This is a genomic window from Lysobacter enzymogenes (assembly GCF_900106525.1).
Lineage (GTDB): Bacteria > Pseudomonadota > Gammaproteobacteria > Xanthomonadales > Xanthomonadaceae > Lysobacter > Lysobacter enzymogenes.
In genome coordinates, this window is sequence record NZ_FNOG01000016.1 from 1 (window position 1) to 16747 (window position 16747).

Genomic DNA, 16747 nt, shown 5'->3' on the forward strand with positions numbered 1-16747 from the left:
CACCCTCTCCCTGGTGATAATAGCTGTGTGGAACCACCCGATCCCATCCCGAACTCGGAAGTGAAACGCATATGCGCCGATGGTAGTGTGGCTTAAGCCATGCAAGAGTAGGTCATCGCCAGGGGCTTTACCCTGAAGGCCGGATCCGAAAGGATCCGGCCTTCTTCTTTTGCGCGACATAAAACCCATCCGAGAGCGACGTGCAGTAACCCGCGCAATATCGAGCGGCGCTTGGCACTGCCGGCGTGGGCTACGGGCCGTTCGCGGGCGGGAATCGCGACGAGCCCGCCAACCGCTTCGGTCGGATGCAGATAATCCAGATAATCTGCGGAACTACCGCCGCTGCTGCCGGCGATACACCTCAGTGCGCGTTAAACCCAGTCCCTTGGCACAAAAATAAACGCACCCATTCAGCCCGCTTGCACATCTGAGCGCGCGACTGCGGGTACACTCGCCGGGCTGCTAGACGCCGGCATCGCGCCGCGCGCAGCTTGCCGGCCACATCGCCCCCGACGGGGCATGGCCGTGCCGCCGGTTCCCGCTGCGCCAAGACGCTCCGGGACCGGTTCCGTCGAAAGGAGAGGCGCACGATGAAGTTCACAATCACCGGCAAGGTCCGTCACCGCTAAGTCGGTGCGTTCGGCTCCGGATACGTTCCGGGCCGCGTTTGGCCGACCGTCGTTCGTTTCAGGCCGCTGCGGTGGCCGTGGATCGCACGTGCGCGTCCGCCGCCTCACTCCCGTTTATCGATCGGCGCCTCTTGGGCGCCCAGTCGCTCGCGTGCGTCGTCCGCCCGCGCCGGTTCCGGCGCGCCGCCGGACGAACGCCGCGGCGGGAGCCGTTCCAGTTGATAAGGCAACACTCTCATGATGATTTTTCGTTGGTTCGAATCGTTGATCGATCCGTTCCGCCCGGCGCCGGCGCAGATGCCGCCGCGCTCGGTGGCGCGGTTCTACTGGCACTTCATCCGCCAGGCCTGGCCGATCTTCGTGATCCTGACCGTGGTCGGCTTCTTCGCCGCCATCGTCGAAGTGATCATGTTCGACTACCTCGGCAAGGTGGTCGACCTGGTCAACACCACGCCCGCCTCGGAACTGTTCGCCGCCCACGGCGAGCAGCTGGTGTGGATGGCGGTGGTGATGCTGGTCGCGCGGCCGGTGTGTCTGGGCCTGCACGATCTGCTGCTGAACCAGGCCGTGCACCCGAACATGACCAACCTGGTGCGCTGGCAAACCCACCGCTACATGCTGCGGCAGAGCCTGAGCTTCTTCCAGAACGACTTCGCCGGCCGCGTGGCCAACCGGATCATGCAGACCGGCCCGTCGTTGCGCGAATCCACCACCCAGGCGTTCGATGCGATCTGGTACGTGGTCGTGTACTCGGCTTCGGCGATCTATCTGTTCGCACAAGCCGATGTGTGGCTGGTGGCGCCGCTGCTGGTGTGGATCGTGCTGTTCATCGGCCTGATGCGCTACTTCGTGCCGCGGGTGAAGCTGCGTTCGTGGCGGGCCTCGGACGCGCGTTCCAAGCTGATGGGGCGCATCGTCGACGGCTACACCAACATCGCCACGCTCAAGCTGTTCGCGCACTCGCGGCGCGAAGAGGAATACGTGGCCGAGGCGATGGTCGAGCAGACCCAGCGTTCGCGCGAGATGACCCGCATGACCACGCTGATGGGCGTGAGCATCACCATGCTCAACGGCTTTTTGATCGTCGGCACCACCGGCCTGGCGCTATGGCTGTGGCATAAGGGCTCGATCACGGTCGGCGCGATCGCGCTGGCGACGGGCCTGGTGATCCGCATCCACAACATGTCCGGCTGGATCATGTGGACGGTCAACGGCATCTTCGAGGATATCGGCACGGTGCAGGACGGCATCGAGACGATTTCGCGGCCGCTGACCGTGGTCGATCGCGAAGACGCCGCCCAGTTGCAGGTGACCCGCGGCGAGGTGCGCTTCGAGAACGTGCACTTCCATTACGGCAAGGACGCCGGGCTGATCGCCGACCTCGACCTCACGGTCAAGCCGGGCGAGAAGATCGGCCTGGTCGGGCCGTCGGGCGCGGGCAAGTCGACGCTGATGAACATTCTGCTGCGCCTGTACGACCTGGAAGGCGGCCGCATCGCGGTCGACGGCCAGGACATCGCCGCGGTGACGCAGGAAAGCCTGCGTTCGCAGATCGGCGTGGTCACCCAGGACACTTCGCTGTTGCATCGTTCGATCCGCGACAACCTGCTGTACGGGCGGCCGAACGCGAGCGAAGAGGACATGTTCGAAGCGGTGCGCAAGGCGCGTGCGGACGAGTTCATCGGGCAACTGGTCGACGGCGAAGGACGCTTGGGCTACGAGGCCCTGGTCGGCGAGCGCGGGGTGAAGCTGTCCGGCGGCCAGCGCCAGCGCGTGGCGATCGCGCGCGTGCTGTTGAAGAACGCGCCGATCCTGGTCCTCGACGAGGCGACCTCGGCGCTGGATTCGGAAGCCGAAGCGGCGATCCAGGAAAGCCTGGAGACGTTGATGGCGGGCAAGACGGTGATCGCGATCGCGCACCGGCTGTCGACCATCGCGCGGATGGACCGGTTGGTGGTGATGGACAAGGGCCACATCATCGAGACCGGGACGCATGAGGAGCTGATTGCGCGCGATGGGTTGTATGCGCGGCTTTGGAAGCGGCAGACCGGTGGGTTTGTTGCGGTCGAGGCGTAATTGCCCTCACCCCAACCCCTCTCCCGCGTTGCGGGAGAGGGGCTTTGATGGCTGATCTCAGGCCTCTCTTCCTTTGTGGGAGAGAGGCTTTTTTGTGGAGGCGCGGGGAACTGCGCTAGCGTCGTAGGTGCGGTTTCGCGGTCGCGGCTTGCGCCGCTCCTACAGGGGGAAACGTACCGAGAGAGAAAGCTCAGAACAGGGAGCCGGTGGTGCCGCGGCCGTCGTCATCGGGCGAACCTGCGCGCTTGCGCACCCAGCCGCCTACGCCCGAGGGTTTGTGCCCGGGCGGCTTCGCTTTCGCCGCGCCGCGTTCGCGTTCTTGCCGGTGCGCGCTTTCGGCCATCGCCTTGAACTGCCGTTCGCGCTGCAGCCACAGCTCGTCCATGCTCGGGTCGGCGACCAGGGCGGCGGCGCCGAGGTCGGCTTCGCTGGCTTCGTCGGGAATGTGCTGGAACGGGATGCGCATCGGTGCGGCGCCCTGGGCCAGCGCGTCCTGCATTGCGCCGAAGTACAGGCGGTTGTTGCCGTAGCGCTGGTTGACCTGATCGAGCACGCGGGTCAACGCCTGGTTGCGCTGGCGCTCGGGGAACAGCGCGGCGCTGTCGCCGGCGTCGGGTAGCAGGTCGATCAGCGACACCGCGACCGACAGCGGCGGATGCCGTTCGACCCGCCAGCGGCCGCTGGCGGCGGCGCGCAGCAGCGGTTCCAGCGCGTCGGCCATCAGGTGCAGCAAGGTCGGCGTGTCGTCGAGCGGGGCGAACGAGAGGTCGCGGCTGAAGCGTTGCTCGCGGCCGACGAAGCGCACGTGCAGGCTCAGGCCGCGGGCCTTGCTGCGTTCCTGGCGCAGGCGCATCGCCGCTTTCGCCAGCAGCTTGAACAGCACCGAGCGCATGCCGTCGGCGTTGCGCATCTGCGGATCGAGCACGTGCGAGTGGCCGACCGAAGCGACCGCGGCGCGCTGCCGCGGCGGCAATTCGATGCCGCGCAACTGCGCCCAGAAACGCTCGCCCTCGATACCGCCCCAGATCGCCTTGAGCCGCTCGCGCGGCGCCGCGGTGAGTTGCTCGACCGTGTCGATGCCGGCGTGGTTGAGGCGTTGCAGCATCGACGGGCCGACGCCGCACAGATCCTGCAACTGCAGGCCGTGCAGCGCGTGCGGCAGGTCGGCCAGTTCGACCACGGTGAGGCCGTCGACTTTGTCGATGTCCGACGCGGTCTTGGCCAGGAAGGTGTTCGGCGCGATGCCGACCGAGCAGCGGATCGGGTCGAGCCCGCGTTCGATCAGCGTGCGTTTGATCTTGCGCGCGATGGCGACGGCGTTGTCGCGCTCGCGTTCGCGGCCGATCAGGCGGCAGGCGACTTCGTCGATCGACAGCGGTTTGCCGTCGATGGGAATGCAGTCCTGGATCGCTGCGATCAAGCGATGGTGCAGTTCGACGTAGCGCGCCGGCCGCGCTTGCACCAGGGTGATGTCGGGGCAGCGTTCGACCGCTTCGCGCACCGGCGTGCCGGTCTTGACCCCGTGCACCTTGGCTTCGCGGCTGGCGGCGATGCAGCAGGTGCTGGCCGCCATCACCGGCACCACGCCGACCGGACGCCCGCGCAAGTCGTCGCGGTCGAATTGTTCGACCGAGGCGAAGTAGGAATTGAAGTCGACGAACAGGCAGCGCAGGGTCACGGCGGCGGGCCATGCTTGGGGCGTCAGTATCGCGCTGTGCGGAGCTGGGCGCAGCGACGCGGCCGGTCATCTTCGGCAGCTGTCGTCTCAGGTGGCGAGATTCTTTCTTATTTCAATGGGTTGCTGGTTTTTTAGGCGCGGCGACTGCGAAACCTCGCTTACGTCGTATGTGCGATGTCGCGGTCGCGGCTTGCGCCGCTCCTACAGGTGAGAAATCGGGGCGGCGCGATGGGCCGCCCCGATGGGTTCACTTCAGCCGGTCGACGGCCTGATAGATCGCGGCGAGCGAGTGGCTGCGGTTGCCGCTGCCGGCGACCGCGGCGATGGCGGCGTCGGCGTCCAGGCCGCGCTCGCCGGCCAGGCGGCGGATCAACACCGCGGCTTCGTCGAGCCGCAGTTCGCGCACGTCGACGTGGGCGAAGCAGCGGCCCGGCCGCACCAGCGCGTCGTCGAGATCGCCGACGTTGGGCAGGTTGGTCGAGAAGATGATCTTTCGCCCCTGCGCGCGCACCACGCCGTCGGCGATGGCGAGGAAGCGATGCAGGTGTTCGTTGCCTTCGGCGCGCGGACGCAGCAGATGATCGGCGTCTTCGACGACGAAGGCGTGGTCGTCGCCGGTGATGAACTTGACGTAGATCTCGTCGCACTCCAGCGCTTTCTTGTCGCCCGTGTACAGCGCCTGCGCGCTGCCTTCGTTGCGGCGCGAAATCTCGCCGAGGATCGCGCGGATCAGCCGGGTCTTGCCGGTGCCGGGCCGGCCCTGCAGCACCAGCACCGTTTCCTTGGCGCGCAGATAGCGGTCGATGAAGCCGGCGACGCCGCCGATGTCGGGATAGGCCTCGTCCAGCAGCACATCGTCGGCCAGTTCCTCGATGCTGGCGCTCTGCAACTGGCCGTTGCCGCTGAGGAAGTTCCAGTCGATGGAGAACATCGGTTCGCGGATGCGCACGGGTTCGATGCGCGCCTGCACGGCCTGCAGGACCGCTTCGGCGCGTTCGACCGAGTCGGCCCAGATGCCGAAGTAGAACGAACAGTAGTCGGCCTTGCTGCCGGCGTGGGCGTCGACGAATACACCCTCGCCGTCGAGCAGCAGGTTGCGGCCGTTGGGGCGGTGCGCGTTCAGGCCGAGCTGGGTGGCGAGGTCGTCGAACATGGCGTCGACCTGGGTGCGCGCGGCCAGCCGCAGCGAGCGGTGGATCGGATAGCGGGCGACGCCGCGTTCGAGCGCGTCGGCGAGGCGGGCGTTGAGGATCAGCGAGGACAGATCCCAGAGCTGATGGTTGAAGACAGCGCCGTAAGGCTTGTGGTCGGTACTCATGTCGATGTGGGCGAGTCGCCCGGGTTGAGGCCGCAGCGTCCGTTGCCGCGACTGGAACGCGCCCGGCCGGCGGCGGCCGGGCTGGCGCATTGTCCGGCCGTGGAGGGCCGGGTGGAACCGGGTGTCCGTTCGCACGCGACGAACGGAGCGGATCGTGCGGCCGTCGGCGCAGGCGTTCGATCGAGCGTTCTGCCGCAAGCGGCGCAGTTCGATCGGCTGATCAGCCGTATACGGCGAAACTCAAACGATTGCCCGGCCGCCAGCGGCCGGGCGCAATCCCATCGGCGGCCGGCAACGGCCGCAGCGGAAACTTACAGCACCACCGGCGGCTCGCCGCCGACGATGACCACATCGGCCTTGCGCCGCGCGAACAGGCCCACGGCGACCACGCCGGGGATCTGGTTGAGCGCGTTCTCCAGCTTGACCGGTTCGGCGATGGCCAGGTTGTGGATGTCGAGGATGACGTTGCCGTTGTCGGTGACCACGCCGTTGCCGGCCGCGTCCTGGCGCCACACCGGCTGGCCGCCGGTGATTGCCACGATCTGGCGGGCGACCAGACTGCGCGCCATCGGAATCACTTCCACCGGCAGCGGGAACTTGCCCAGCACCTTGACCTGCTTGGACGGGTCGACGATGCAGACGAACTTGGCGCTGGCCTCGGCGATGATCTTCTCGCGGGTCAGCGCGGCGCCGCCGCCCTTGATCAGGCATTTGTTCGGATCGCACTCGTCGGCGCCGTCGACGTACAGCGACAGCTGGCCGGCGCTGTTGAGGTCGAGCACCTCGATGCCGAGCTCGCGCAGCAGCGCCGTGCTCTGCTCGGAGCTGGACACCGCGCCCTTGATGCGTTCCTTGATGCGGCCCAGGGCCTGGATGAAATAGGCCACGGTCGAGCCGGTGCCGACGCCGACGATCATGCCGTCTTCGATGTAGTCGATGGCTTTTTCGGCGGCCAGGCGCTTGTGTTCGCTCATTGGATTCGGGCAGTTGGGAGGAAAGGTGGGACGGGAATCAGGGCGACGGCGGGAGCGGAGGAACTGGCGGAAAACCTGGGGTTTTCCCGTTTCCCCGCTGCCCTGGCCGCCCTGCGGTGGTCACTCCATCGCCAGCAGCAGCTTCCACTGCGCCGCCGACACCGGCAGCACCGAGAGGCGGTTGCCGCGGCGGGTCAGGGCGAAGTCCTCGCCGAGCTCTTCGGCGCGGGCCTTGATCTCGTCCAGGGCGATGGTGCGCGAGAGCTTGCGTTCGAAAGCCACGTCCACCAGCAGCCAGCGCGGGTCTTCGCGGGTGCTCTTGGCGTCGTAGTAGTCGGACTTGGGATCGAACTGGGTCGGGTCCGGATAGGCCTCGGCGGCGATGGTGGCCAGGCCGACGATGCCGGGCACGGCGGTGTTGGAGTGGTAGAACAAAACGCCGTCGCCGACCTTCATGCCGTCGCGCATGTAGTTGCGGGCCTGGTAGTTGCGCACGCCGTTCCATGGCTCGGTGCGCACGCGTTCAAGATCGTCGATGGAGAAAGTGTCCGGTTCGGACTTCATCAGCCAATAGCGGCGTCGTGCAGTCATGCGGGGGGCTCGCAAGGTTCGGATGCGGGGGCAGTCGCATCGCGGTTGGGGGATCAGGCGTACAGCGCGGAGCGGCAATCCACGGTGCCGGCTTCGGTGCACACGGCGTCCAGCGCGACATCCCAGTCGGCGGCGTCGAGGCGCTCGACGCGCTGCAATTCGAATGCGGCGCCGACCAGCCAGGGGGGGGCGGGGCGGCGTTGGCGGAAGGCGAGGCTGCGATCGTACCAGCCGCCGCCCATGCCCAGACGGTGGCCGCGGGCGTCGAAACCAACCGAAGGCAAGACAATCAGACCCATGTCCTCAGCCCGAAGCAGCGAGCTGTCAGCCAGCGCCGGCTCCGGTATACCGAAACGGTTGGCGACCAGCGGATCGCCCGGCCGCCAAGGCGCGAAACGCAAGCTTTTGTCGGCGTGCAGCACCGGCAGGCAATAGACGCAGTCCGCGGGCAGGCGCAGTTGCCAGGCGTGCAGGGCGATTTCGCCGTCGCTGGCCCAGTAGCCAGCGACATAGCCCGATTGCGGCGCGAACGGCAGCGACAGCAGTTGCGCGGCGAGCGCTTCGGCGCCGCCGATGCGCGCGGCGGCAGGCTGGGTGCGGCGGCGCTCGCGCAGTTCGCGGCGCAGGGTGGTGCGATCGTGCGTCATGCGTTCGGGGGGCTCGGCATGGTCGGGGCAGGGCCAAGGCGGCCTGGCGTGCATAAGGAAACGGGCGCGGTCACCTGGGTGACGTCGCGCCCGTTCCGGGAAAAGTAGTCCTCCGCCAATGGCGATGCTTGCGAAACGACCTTGAACCCGGGGTTCAAGTGGGAACGCTTGGACGCCTTCGGGCTTCCCGCTGCTAGGCGGACTTGCACTCCAGGCTTCCGGCGCGTCCCCGGTGTCGTCATTAAGGGACAAGGCGAATGTTTGCGCACGCCGTCGCGCACAGCAGAGGACGTGCGCGCAGTATAGCGCGCGAGTGCCGACAGGCGAATCCGCTCGTCGGCGATGCTGCGTTGCGGTTCATGCGCTCGATGCGCAGCGGCATGAACGGGGCGCGGCGTGACGCGCGTCGCGTCGGTTTCTGGCGCGTGCGCCCGGTATCGGCGTTGGCGTCGGCGCGGTTGCGCGCCGTTGCAAGGCGATGGCGCGACTCAGCGCGAGGCGGCCGCGTCGAACAGGCTGTCGAGCTTGCGGTGCAGGTCGTCGAGGGTGCGCGCGAGTTCGCGCTCGCGGCCGCCGCTCTCGCCGCGCAGCTGTTGCAGCTCGTGGGCGAAGTTGAGCGCGGCCAGCACCGCCACGCGGTCGAGCGCGGCCATGCGGTTGCCGCCGCGGATCTCGCGCATCTTGCTGTCGAGCATGCGCGCGGCGGCGAGCAGGTCTTCGCGCTCGTTGGGCTCGCAGCCGACCGTGTACTCGCGGTCGAGCAGGCGGATGCTGACGGCTTCGCTCGTCGTACTCATACGGGCAGGCTCATGGGCGAGGTCGGGGACGGCGGATTCGAAAGGGCTCAGGTGTGCTGTTCCAAGGACTTGAGCCGGGTGATCATGGCTTCGACGCGGGTGCGGGCCTGCTCGTTCTTGGCCAGCAGGGCCGAACGCTCGCCGATCAGTTGCTCCTGCTGTTGGCGCAGGCTGCGGTTCTCGTCGCTGAGCCGGCGCACGCGCTCGCCGAGTTCATCGACCCGGGCGAGCACGGCTTGCAGTTCGACGATGAGTTCGGCGCGATCCATCCCGGCACGATGGCAGGACCGGGCGGGGGCGGTCAAGGCGGGGCGGGGGCCGGTTGGGCTGCGGTCACACTGGCGCGCGGCCCTTCGCTGCGGGCGGGCGCCCGGGCGGCGCGGCGCGAACGGCGGATTTCAGCGGCTGCGGGCGCCGTCGCCGCGTCCGCGAAGACGGCGCGCCGCGCGGCCGGTGTGGCGTGCCGGGCCGCGCGACGCGCCGGTGGCGGACGAATCGCTGGGGTACTGCATCAAGGACGGGCGCGCCGGCCGCGCCGGCGCGCCCGCGGCGGCTCAGGGCCGCAGTTCGAACAGCGCCGGCAGCGGCGGCCGGTCGGAGGGGACTTTGCGGAAGCGGCTGAAACCGGCGGCGGTGGCCATCTCGCGGGCGCGCTTCTCGCCCATGAACGCGCCCAGCCCGGCGCCGTGGTGCGACAGCGAGCAGGTCATGCAGTACAGCGTGCTCTGCGGGTACATCACCCGGCCGAACAGGTTCATGTTCTCGTGCAGTTCTTCCGACAGGTTGAGCTCGACCATCAGGTAGGTGCCGTCCTCCGCCGTGGTCGCGCGCAGGTCGTGCAGCATCTGCTGCGGGTCGGCGGCGTCGTGGATGACGACGAAGGTGGTCACGAAGTCGAACTTCTGCCCGACCACCGCGTCCGAGTCGGCGACTTCGAAACTGACCCGGTCGGCGACGCCGGCGGCTTGCGCGTTGGCGCGCGCGCGTTCGATCGACGGCAGGTGGAAATCCACGCCGACCACGCGCGCGTTGGGAAAGGCCTGCGCCATCGTGATCGCGGCCAGGCCGCTGCCGCAGCCGAAGTCCAGCGCGGTGCCGCCGGCTTCGAGCTTTTCCTTGACCCCGTCGAGCGAGGGAATCCAGCGCTGCACCAGGAAGTGCTTGTACCAGGGCATGGTCATGCGCTCCATGCCTTGCCAGGTTTCCAGCGGGTAGGCCTCTTCCGGCGCGCCGCCGCCGTTGCGGAAGGCTTCGGCGATGCGCGGGGCCATGCTCACGAACGGCACGCTGAGCTGGAGGATGCCGCCGGCGAAGTACGGCGAGTCTTCGTCGGCCAGCACCGGCGCGTACTCGGCCGGCAGCCGGTAGCGGCGGGTTTGCGGGTCGTAGTGCACGTACTGGCCGGTGGCCATCGCGCCCAGCCATTCGCGCAGGTAACGCGCGTTGAGGCCGGTGTCGGCGGCCAGTTCCTCCAGCGTCACCGCGCCCAGGCGGGCCAGCGCCTTGAACAGGTCGAGCCGGTCGCCCAGGTAGAGCATGGCGCCGCGCAGGGTGTTGCCGTAGTCCTCCATGATCCGGGCCGAGAATTGTTCGACCTTGCTGTGGTCCATCGCGTTGCCTTCCGCCATTGCCGTGTCTCCCGGGCTCGTATGCTTGCTGGTAAGGGTGTGGTGGGTGATGCGCTCAGCGCCGGCGGCCGGCTTCGTTGAGCACGCCGTCGACGATGGTTTCGGCCATGCCCAGGTGCGCGCCGGGTTCGAACAGCCGCGCCAGCCGGCTTTCGCCGACCGCGGCGAGCACGCGCGGATCGGCCTCGACCGCCTCGCGGATCGGCACGCGGTCGCGCTGGCAGGCCTGGGTGAGTTCGAAGATGATTTCGTAGGCGCTGTTCTTGCCCAGGGTCTTGGACATTTCGAACACGAACGCTTCCATGCAGATCGAATCGCTGAAGGCCTGGGCGTTGCGCTCCATGCGCGCATCGTTGACGGTGAGGCCGGCGACGGTGTCGGCGAGCAGGCGGATCGCCATCAGCGCGTAGTGCGAGACGTCAGCGACCGCGCACCATTCCAGGCGGGTGCCGCGGTAGTCGCGCTCGTGTTCGAGGATCATCGCGTCCAGCGCCAGCATCACCTGGGCCTTGGCCAGCCGCGCCATCACCACCACCTGCTCGCAGCCTTCCGGGTTGCGTTTGTGCGGCATGGTGCTGCTGCCGATCTGGCCGGCGCTCCAGCCGACCTCGACCTCGCCGATCTCCCAGCGGTTGAGGGTGCGGATCTCGTCGGCCACGCGCGCCAGCGAAGCGGTGGTCATCGCCAGCAGGCTGACGAATTCGGCGACGCGGTCGCGGGCGACGTGCCAGCCGGCCAGCGGCACTTCCAGGCCGAGCCGGCGCGCGAACGCGTCCAGCAGCGGCATCGCCTTGGGGCCGAACGCGGCCATGGTGCCGACGCCGCCGAACAGCTGCACGACGAGCACGCGCTGGCGCGCCTGGCGCAGGCGGTCGCGGTGGCGCAGCAGTTCGTCGATCCAGCCGGCGACCTTGAGGCCGAAGGTGGTCGGCAGCGCCGGGATCGAGTGGGTGCGCGCGACCATCACCGAACAGCGGTGGCGATCGGCCAGGATCGCCAGCCGCGCCAGCAGCGCGTCGAGTTCGGCGTCCATCGCGTCGAACACGTCGCGCATCTCTAGCGATTGCGCGGTGTCCTGGATGTCCTGGGTGGTGGCGCCGTAATGCACGAACTCGCGCGCCTCGGCGCCGCACAAGTCCTGCAATGCGTGCAGCAGCGGCATCAGCGAATGGCCGGTGCGGGCGACACCTTCGGCGATGCGTTCGATGTCCATCGCCGGCAGGCGCGCGGCGCGCTGGATGTCCAGCGCCGCCGCGCGCGGCACCATGCCGACCTCGGCCTGGGCCAGCGCCAGCGCGGCTTCGACGTCGAGCCAGCGCTGCAGCCGGCAGCGGCTGCAGAAGATCGCCCGGGTCGCGGCGCCGGCGTAGCCGCCGCCGTGGGTCTGGGAGTCGAGGACGTGGCTGTGTTCGTGCCGGCAATCGTCGAGCGCGTGTTCGGCGCCGGTGGCGCAGTGCGCGGGCGCGGCGGGCGCGGCGAAGGGGGCCAGCGGAATCGGGACGAGCGTTTGGGGTTCCATCGCATACCTTCCGTTCGGGAGTGGCGGGGTGGAAACGCTTTGCGTGCGCGGCTGTGCGTGCGGCTGAGGGCTAGCCGCGGACCGCGATGTCGGCGGCCGCGATCTGCGCGGCCGCTTCGGTGGCAGTGGTGCGGTGGCGGGCGACGGCGGCGGTTTCGCCGGCGACCAGCTCCACCATTCGCGCCGCCAGCCCGGTGTAGGTGACCGGGTCGAGCAGCGCTTTCAGCGCGCCGGGCGCGAACGCGTCGCGGATGCGCGCGTCGGCCAGCAGGGCGTCGGCGAAGGCGAGCTCGTCGCGGCGCGCGCGCATCGAGGCCTCGTGCACCAGGTCGTGCGCGGTCTGCTTGCCGACCCGCTCGCCCAGCGCCAGCATCACCCGCTCCGACAGGATCCGGCCGCCGAGCAGGTCGAGGTTGTCGCGCATGCGCTGCTCGCGGATGTCCAGGCCCGCGGCCAGGGCCTCGTCCATGCGCGCCAGCAACGCGCCGGTGTAGACGAAGATTTCCGGCAGCGCCGCCCATTCGATCCGCCACGCGGTGCCGTCGCGTTCGTGCTGCTGGAAGGCGGCGTCGGTGAGCGCGACCATCTGCGCGCGGATCAGCCGCGACAACGCGCTGATCAGGTCGATGGTCGAGGGGTTCTGCTTGTGCGGCATGGTGCTGGAGCCGATCTTGCCCGGCGGCGCGGCCTCGCGGACTTCGTCGATCTCGGTGCGCTGCAGGTGATAGACCTCGTTGGCGATGCGGCCCATCGTCACCGCCACCTGCACCAGCAGCCCGGCGACGTCGAGGATGCGGTCGCGCGCGCTGTGCCAGCTGGTCTGCGGCGCCGCCAGCCCGAGCCGGGCCAGCGTGCGCCGCTGCAGTTCCAGGCCGCGTTCGCCGAACGAGGCCAGGGTGCCGACCGCGCCGGTGAGGTTGCCGGTCATGACCCGCGCATAGGCTTGGTCGAAGCGCTCCAGATGGCGGTCGATCTCGTCGACCCACACCGCGACCTTGTAGCCGAACGTGGTCGGCAGCGCCTGCTGGCCGTGGGTGCGCGCGACCATCGGCGTGCGCTTGTGGCGCAGCGCCAACTGCAGCAGCTGTGCGCGGATCGAGCGCAGCCGCGCCAGCGCGCATTGCCAGGCGTCGCGGATCTGCAGCACCAGGCCGGTGTCGAGGATGTCCTGGGTGGTCGCGCCGTAATGCACGAACTCGCCGCAGTCGCCGCGGCACAGCGCGGCCAGGGCGCGGATGGTCGGCACCAGCACGTGGCCGGTTTCGCGGCTTTGCCGGCCGAGCGCGTCGAGGTCGAAGGATTCGGCGTTGGCGGCGCGGGCGATCTCCCGCGCCGCCTCGTCCGGGATCATGCCCATCTCGGCCTGGGTCAGCGCCAGGGCGCGCTCCACGTCCAGCCACTTCTGCAATTGGTTGCGGTCGCAGAAGATCGCTGCGAAGTCGGGATCGGAGTAGACGCCCGCGTACAGGCGCGATTCGGTGGCGTGGCTGGGCATGGCAGCGGGCTCGGTGGCGGCGGGCTGGCGCGGGTGCTGCGGATCGGGCGGAGGGTTATGGCACGCGCTGCATCTCTTCCCAGACCGCGTCGTAGTAGGCGCGTTCGACCCGGAAGTGCTGCGCCAGCGAAGTCAGGAACGACTTCTGGAAGGCGTGGTCGGGCAGGCGCTTGGCGATCAGGCTCCATTCGCGCTTGGCCCGCGGCGGCACCAGGCTGACGTGGATGCGGTAGTACTCGGCCTCGTCCTCGCTCAGGCCGGCCTTGAGCAGCGCCTTGTAGAGCTTCTCGTGGTTGCCCGGCACGACGATCTCGGTGATGTAGAACACCGCCAGCCCCCAGCCCACGTCGGGATTGCGGAAGCTGCGCACGCGGTTGTTGAGGTAGGCGATCTCTTCGGGCAGCGTGCTGACCGCCTGGAAATCCGCTTCCAGGCCGATCGCCGCGAGCAGCTTGGCCAGCAGGCGCGGATGCGAGCCTTGCTCGCTCTCTTCGCCGAGCTCGCCGTACAGATAACGGCCCAGCGCCGCGGCCTCGTCGACGTCGACCAGATTCACCAGCAGGTCGGCGGCGTCGCGGTACAGGCGGAAGGTGCGGAACCACTGCCGACGCAGGAACACCTGCAACTGCGCGCGGCTGGCGCGGCCTTCGAAGATGTATTCCGACATCGGGTGCTTCTCGCGCGAGCGCGCGGCGACTTCCTGCTCGATGCGGGCGAGGAATTCGGCCTCCGACAGCGCCTGCGGCACTTCGGCGGCGGGGATGTGGCGCTCCTCGACCCGGTAGGCCTCGTTGGACAGCCAGCGCCGGGTCAGCGCGGTGCCGGTGTCGTCGCTGAGCGAGAGGATGTACAGCAGCTTCTGGTATTCCTCGTTGGCCGCGTCCTGGCCTTTGAGCGCGTCTTCGGCCAGCGAGGTGAGGGTCTTGCTGGCGGTGTGCAGGTGGGCGAACGGCGCTTCCGGGTCCAGTGCGCGCGCCAGGATGCGGGCGCGGTTGCTCTGCAGCGCGTCGAGCTGCTGCAGCGAATGGTTGCGGGCGGCGAGGGTCAGTGCGGGCATGGTGGCGTTCATGGCTGCGTTCATGGCGGCGGCTCAGTGGACGGAGGGGCTTTGCATCTGGCGCCACAACAGATCGAAGTAGGCGCGGTTGATGTCGAAGTGGCGGGCCAGCGACTGCATGAACGTGCGCTGGAAGGAATCCTCGTGCGCGTACTTGGCGATCAACTCCCACATCTCCTCGGTGTCGATCTCGTCCTGGGTGCCGTGCAGGCGGTGGAACTCGCTGGGTTCCTCGGGCACGCCCATACGCTGGAGCAGCTCGTAGATGCGCAGGTGGTTGACGCAGCTGACCGATTCGACCGCGTACAACAGCGACAGGCCCCAGGCCACGTCGGTGTGGCGCACGCAGCGGATGCGGTTGTTGAGGTAGGCCTTCTCCAGCGGGTGCAGCACGGCGAAGTCGATCTCCAGCGGGATCTCGAAGTGGGTCATCAGGTGCGACAGCAGCGCCGGATGCGAGCGCTCGGGCGTTTCCGCGCCGGCTTCGCCGTAGAGGTTGCGGTAGAACACCGAGGCGTCGCGGATGTCGGGGAAGCGGAACGCCAGCTCGGCCAGCAGGCTGTAGAAGTTGTACGAGCGGTTCCAGTGGTGCTGCAGGAAGCTGCGCACGTCCTGCTGCGACGGTTCGCCCTGGAACAGGTGCTGCGACATCGGGTGGCGCACGCGGGTGCGCGAGGCGATCTCGGCGTCGATGACGGCGCGGAATTCTTCCACCGGCACCGGGCGGAACTCGGGCAGGGCCGGGGCGAACTGGTCTTCGACCGAATAGATCTGGCTGGCGAGCCAGCGCCGGGTCGGTTCGCTGTGCGGCTCGCCGGGCAGGTGCAGGTCGAGCAGGATGGATTGGTACTGCGCGTAGGCGGCTTGGTCGCCGGACAGGCCCTGGCGCACCAGCGCCAGCAGCTCGTCGGCGGCGAGCGCGATCTGCGCGTTGGTGGCGCCCGGACGCAGGGCGTCGGCGAGGTAGTCCGGCGTGTGCGCGGCCTGGCGCGCGGCGCGCGGCGGCGCCGCGCTGGCGGGTTGCGGGTCGAGGATCCTGCTGGCGGTGCTCATGGGTTCCCCCTCGGGCTGGCGTGGATGGCTGCGCGCGCCGCAACGCGGGCGCGCAGGCGGACGCGCCGCGACCGTGCGGTCGCGACTGGCTGGATTGAGTTCTTGCAACGGCGGGCCGTAAACGCGCGGATCGCGAAAGCGCCGATCCGATGCGTGCGGCGTCGAAACGTGCGGCGTTGAAGCGCGCTGCGCAGAAGCGTGCAGCGCTGGGGCGTGCGGCTTCGAAGCGCGCGCTACGAAGCGTTCGTGCTGAAGCGTAGGACTACGGCGTGAGATCTGAGACGTGAGATCTGAAGCGACGCGAACGCCCGATGCGGGCCTCGCGCTACGGCCGCCCGGCGGGGGCGAGCGGCCGTTCCCCTGTCGGCCGGCGTCAGCGCGCGGCCGATGCTGCGCCGGTGTCCAGGAAGTCCTGGCGGCACTGCGCCGAGCAGAAGTAGTAGCCCACGCCGGCCTGCACCGCGTGGTGCGGCGTGGTTTCGATGTTCACCTGCATGCCGCAGACCGGATCGACCGCGCCGGTCGCGGCGTCGGTCTCGCAGGTGCGCGCGGCCGAGCAGCAACTGCGCTGCGCCGGCTGGGGGCCATCGGAGGGCTTGTCCAATGGATGCGAACCGCTCATGTGTTTCTCTCCTTCCAGTGCGTTGACGATCGGACAACATTCCACCGCGCCGCGCCCGGGGCAGGAGTCGAGCAGGACTTGCAGCAGATCGCGGATGTGGCTGAGTTCGGCGATCTTGGCTTCCACGTCGGCGAGCTTCTGCGTCGTCGCCGCCTTGACCCCGGCCATGTCGCTGCCGCGGCTGCCGAGCAGGGCCAGCAGTTCGCGGATTTCGGCGAGCGTGAAGCCCAGGTTCTTGGCCCGGCGGACGAACTGCAGCCGGGCCACGTCCTTGGTCTCGAAACGCCGGTAGCCGGACATCTGGCGCGTCGGCAACGGCAACAACCCCTGTCGTTCGTAGTAGCGCACGGTGTCGATGCCGACCCCGACGCGTTGCGCGAACTCCCCGATCTTCAAAGTCCACCTCCCTGTTCGTGGCGCTCGGTGTGCCGCCAGTGTTCGGTCTGGACCATAGTCCAGGGTCAAGCCTCCGGATCGGCGGCAGGTCCGGATGAACATTGACCGGATTGGCTAATCCGCAAAGTTCGGCCGATCCGCCGTTGCGGGGCGCGAATCGCGGCAATTTGTGCGGCATTGCGCCGCGGTCGCGACGTGACCGCGTTCGCGTTCGCACATAGGCCCTCAAGGAAGGTTCGCGGAGGCCCTCCCACAAGAGCGGGAGCC

The 16747-nt window shown here is 68.7% G+C and carries 14 protein-coding genes, 1 rRNA gene and 1 other RNA gene; 2 read left to right on the forward strand and 14 right to left on the reverse strand.

Annotated elements, in window-relative coordinates; translation table 11 throughout:
* Positions 1–9: 9 nt before the first annotated feature.
* Positions 10–124, forward strand: a 5S ribosomal RNA gene (rrf, locus tag BLU84_RS24915).
* Positions 125–872: 748 nt separating this feature from the next.
* A complete protein-coding gene (locus tag BLU84_RS24920) occupies positions 873–2705 on the forward strand; it encodes an ABC transporter ATP-binding protein (RefSeq protein ID WP_074873707.1) in 1833 nt (610 codons plus the stop codon).
* 190 nt (positions 2706–2895) lie between these two features.
* Here BLU84_RS24920 and BLU84_RS24925 read toward each other — a convergent pair whose 3' ends face one another.
* The 14 genes from BLU84_RS24925 to BLU84_RS28025 form a co-directional block, all read right to left on the reverse strand.
* Positions 2896–4383, reverse strand: coding sequence for a DNA polymerase Y family protein (locus tag BLU84_RS24925; RefSeq protein ID WP_074873640.1), 1488 nt, complete (start codon positions 4381–4383; stop codon positions 2896–2898).
* A 247-nt stretch (positions 4384–4630) separates the two neighbouring features.
* Positions 4631–5701, reverse strand: coding sequence for an ATP-binding protein (locus BLU84_RS24930; RefSeq protein WP_074873642.1), 1071 nt, complete (start codon positions 5699–5701; stop codon positions 4631–4633).
* A gap of 311 nt (positions 5702–6012) precedes the next feature.
* Positions 6013–6675: a ribose-5-phosphate isomerase RpiA gene (rpiA, locus tag BLU84_RS24935; protein WP_074873643.1), complete on the reverse strand. Its 663-nt coding sequence runs from the start codon at positions 6673–6675 to the stop codon at positions 6013–6015.
* 120 nt (positions 6676–6795) lie between these two features.
* Entirely contained in the window at positions 6796–7266 is a 471-nt protein-coding gene (locus BLU84_RS24940) for an EVE domain-containing protein (protein WP_074873645.1), read from the reverse strand.
* 53 nt (positions 7267–7319) lie between these two features.
* Positions 7320–7913, reverse strand: a complete 594-nt coding sequence (locus BLU84_RS24945; RefSeq protein ID WP_074873647.1) for a 5-formyltetrahydrofolate cyclo-ligase — start codon at positions 7911–7913, stop codon at positions 7320–7322.
* 105 nt (positions 7914–8018) lie between these two features.
* Positions 8019–8205: non-coding RNA, 6S RNA (gene ssrS / locus BLU84_RS24950), on the reverse strand.
* Positions 8206–8401: 196 nt separating this feature from the next.
* Positions 8402–8710: a cell division protein ZapA gene (locus BLU84_RS24955; protein ID WP_074873649.1), complete on the reverse strand. Its 309-nt coding sequence runs from the start codon at positions 8708–8710 to the stop codon at positions 8402–8404.
* Positions 8711–8757: 47 nt separating this feature from the next.
* Entirely contained in the window at positions 8758–8979 is a 222-nt protein-coding gene (locus BLU84_RS24960) for a TIGR02449 family protein (RefSeq protein ID WP_074873651.1), read from the reverse strand.
* Positions 8980–9264: 285 nt separating this feature from the next.
* Positions 9265–10338, reverse strand: a complete 1074-nt coding sequence (locus BLU84_RS24965) for a class I SAM-dependent methyltransferase (RefSeq protein ID WP_074873653.1) — start codon at positions 10336–10338, stop codon at positions 9265–9267.
* A 55-nt stretch (positions 10339–10393) separates the two neighbouring features.
* Positions 10394–11857, reverse strand: coding sequence for a class-II fumarase/aspartase family protein (locus tag BLU84_RS24970; RefSeq protein ID WP_074873655.1), 1464 nt, complete (start codon positions 11855–11857; stop codon positions 10394–10396).
* A gap of 70 nt (positions 11858–11927) precedes the next feature.
* Positions 11928–13352, reverse strand: a complete 1425-nt coding sequence (gene purB / locus BLU84_RS24975; protein WP_074873657.1) for an adenylosuccinate lyase — start codon at positions 13350–13352, stop codon at positions 11928–11930.
* A 55-nt stretch (positions 13353–13407) separates the two neighbouring features.
* On the reverse strand, positions 13408–14433 hold the full coding sequence (locus tag BLU84_RS24980) for an HOASN domain-containing protein (RefSeq protein WP_211664607.1): 1026 nt from the start codon (positions 14431–14433) through the stop codon (positions 13408–13410).
* A 9-nt stretch (positions 14434–14442) separates the two neighbouring features.
* On the reverse strand, positions 14443–15462 hold the full coding sequence (locus BLU84_RS24985; protein ID WP_083383095.1) for an HOASN domain-containing protein: 1020 nt from the start codon (positions 15460–15462) through the stop codon (positions 14443–14445).
* Between the two features lie 373 nt (positions 15463–15835).
* Complete coding sequence (locus BLU84_RS28025; RefSeq protein ID WP_074873659.1) at positions 15836–16480, reverse strand: MerR family DNA-binding protein; 645 nt, start codon at positions 16478–16480, stop codon at positions 15836–15838.
* Positions 16481–16747: the final 267 nt, after the last annotated feature.

What these genes read in the sequence shown, in the direction of transcription:
- BLU84_RS24970 (WP_074873655.1), bottom strand. Translation starts at nt 11,857, where the DNA reads ATGGAACCCCAAACGCTCGTCCCGATTCCGCTGGCCCCCTTCGCCGCG.
- BLU84_RS24960 (WP_074873651.1), bottom strand. Translation starts at nt 8,979, where the DNA reads ATGGATCGCGCCGAACTCATCGTCGAACTGCAAGCCGTGCTCGCCCGG.
- BLU84_RS24955 (WP_074873649.1), bottom strand. Translation starts at nt 8,710, where the DNA reads ATGAGTACGACGAGCGAAGCCGTCAGCATCCGCCTGCTCGACCGCGAG.
- BLU84_RS24980 (WP_211664607.1), bottom strand. Translation starts at nt 14,433, where the DNA reads ATGAACGCAGCCATGAACGCCACCATGCCCGCACTGACCCTCGCCGCC.
- rpiA (WP_074873643.1), bottom strand. Translation starts at nt 6,675, where the DNA reads ATGAGCGAACACAAGCGCCTGGCCGCCGAAAAAGCCATCGACTACATC.
- purB (WP_074873657.1), bottom strand. Translation starts at nt 13,352, where the DNA reads ATGCCCAGCCACGCCACCGAATCGCGCCTGTACGCGGGCGTCTACTCC.
- BLU84_RS24940 (WP_074873645.1), bottom strand. Translation starts at nt 7,266, where the DNA reads ATGACTGCACGACGCCGCTATTGGCTGATGAAGTCCGAACCGGACACT.
- BLU84_RS24985 (WP_083383095.1), bottom strand. Translation starts at nt 15,462, where the DNA reads ATGAGCACCGCCAGCAGGATCCTCGACCCGCAACCCGCCAGCGCGGCG.
- BLU84_RS24965 (WP_074873653.1), bottom strand. Translation starts at nt 10,338, where the DNA reads ATGGCGGAAGGCAACGCGATGGACCACAGCAAGGTCGAACAATTCTCG.
- BLU84_RS24945 (WP_074873647.1), bottom strand. Translation starts at nt 7,913, where the DNA reads ATGACGCACGATCGCACCACCCTGCGCCGCGAACTGCGCGAGCGCCGC.
- BLU84_RS24930 (WP_074873642.1), bottom strand. Translation starts at nt 5,701, where the DNA reads ATGAGTACCGACCACAAGCCTTACGGCGCTGTCTTCAACCATCAGCTC.